Source organism: bacterium, assembly GCA_009926305.1.
Lineage (GTDB): Bacteria > Bdellovibrionota_C > UBA2361 > UBA2361 > RFPC01 > RFPC01.
In genome coordinates this window covers 1-1,380 of the sequence record RFPC01000226.1, presented here as the reverse complement: position 1 = coordinate 1,380, position 1,380 = coordinate 1, and the positions used below count along the sequence as shown (strand labels likewise).

Annotated in this window: 2 protein-coding genes; both read right to left on the bottom strand. The window is 48.8% G+C overall.

Annotated elements, in window-relative coordinates:
• Positions 1–233: 233 nt before the first annotated feature.
• Positions 234–647, bottom strand: a complete 414-nt coding sequence (locus EBR25_14050; protein NBW42092.1) for a hypothetical protein — start codon at positions 645–647, stop codon at positions 234–236.
• A gap of 37 nt (positions 648–684) precedes the next feature.
• On the bottom strand, positions 685–1,380 hold a 696-nt coding region (locus tag EBR25_14045), incomplete at its 5' end, for a hypothetical protein (protein ID NBW42091.1).

The following is a 1,380-nucleotide window of genomic DNA, read 5'->3' as shown; positions in this document are numbered from 1 at the left end:
CGGAATGCCGATAACGCGAACGACGGTCATTCCATCAATACTTGAAAAATCGCTGCGGGCAACGACAATGACATTGTGAACCCATCCGATAGATCCGCCAAGAACGAGCAGGAAATAGACAAGAACGACTAAAACTTCTAGAGCTTCCTGAGAACGAATAGACATTGTGAAAAATGAATGAGTGGGCAGTGGCCGGGATTGGTGACGGCTCTCGGCGGGCCGTGTGACTCAAGTCAGAAATCTCTAAGAGCGGCCAACTGCAGTCTCAGATCATCAAGAGAAACAGAATCCAATTTCTCTCTCTCTTTAGCCTCGATCGCCTCCATGATCTTCTGTCGCTTGGTGGCACGTTCAGCAGCAGCAGAGGCCTTTTGGGCTTCTTCTTGGCGCACGGAAATTACGATCTTCAAAAGCTCCAGCATGGCCTTCAGAGTGTCCCTCCGAGGATTCCTGGAGGTCTCCACAAAGCTCTCTTCCTCCAGAGACCTCAGCTCTCGGTTTACCTCGATAGCGATGTTGTTGACGCTGAAACCGCTGCGTGAGGTAAGAGGAATATCCCAAAGCTGTTCAACAGTCAGCTCACCTTTTTCAGAAGGGAAGCGAAACTTTTTACGAGAGGCGAGAAGAAATAGATTGATCTCAGGCATGATGCGCAAATGGTTGATGTGTGTTTAAGAATAATGATCAAAACGTGATTGTAAATGGCCGCCCGTCCGCAATCACGTTCACGGAATCAGAACGGGTGGAAGAAAAGCCAACACCAGAGAGTTGATTGTCGCTCGGCTGGCATTTGGCTTTGTTGCCAAGCACCTCGAACACTCTACGATGTCGCTCAAGTGAACTCTTTAGAAATTCATTGAAAATCCCCCTTGCAGGCTCTGGGTTCATGCACTTGTCGAGAATAAAAAAGTAGTGCCGGTTGCCCGTTTTGCTTGAATCCTCCCAGTGATTGGGAGAAAGCATCAGGACGTTGACCCTGGTCGGCGTGTTGGTTTTGACGCCCCACTTTTCTTTCAAAATGGCTGAACTCCCACTAAGTTTACCATGAGTCTTGATTTCTGCAAGCTCCCCGCCTTCGACGACAAGCGTCAGGCAGTGAACTCCAGAGCTCCCCGCAGAAGGCAAAGGAGAGGTGTCGCAAGAGAATTCATGGATGCTGCCAGCGAATTCAACCTGAAGCTGAAAGCCTGGATTAGCGGTTTCGCGGCGCTGGTAGTTGTTGACATAGATCTTGTATTCGCCATCAGTAATTCGATTCCAGCTCAGGTTTTCAACAGGCTCTCGTGATGTTCTGCCGCCAGCGTTCATGTCAACATCAAGAATGCCTCCCTTATTTCTATAGTAAATATGGTTTCCGCTAGGATCAATGCAATGAATGTC